The sequence below is a fragment of the Xenorhabdus entomophaga genome (assembly GCF_037996725.1).
Classification (GTDB): domain Bacteria; phylum Pseudomonadota; class Gammaproteobacteria; order Enterobacterales; family Enterobacteriaceae; genus Xenorhabdus; species Xenorhabdus khoisanae.
Genome location: NZ_JBBMXH010000469.1, coordinates 1 through 235, shown reverse-complemented (window position 1 = coordinate 235; position 235 = coordinate 1). Strand labels below are relative to the sequence as shown.

Sequence of the window (235 nt, the reverse complement as noted above, 5' to 3'; positions counted from 1 at the left end):
CGGTAGTGGCCTGAGCTAATAACTTGTTCACTTTCTCAGCTATCGGTTGAGCCTCTGATTTCGGAGCCTCCTTTCTGGCGGGCTTGGGTTCGGGTAAAGGTAACAGCAGCGCATCAGAAACAGTTTTCACGGCCTCAGTGATCGTGATTCCCTTAGCCCTCACCAACAAATCAAAACCATCACCATACTGCGGGTTATCACACTGGCGGCAATGCCAGTTACCGTCTCCGTGGTC

1 pseudogene is annotated in these 235 nt (G+C 51.9%); it reads right to left on the bottom strand.

From position 1 onward, the window contains the following. Positions 1-235, bottom strand: a pseudogene (locus AAC854_RS23665) (primase-helicase zinc-binding domain-containing protein); the annotation flags it as partial.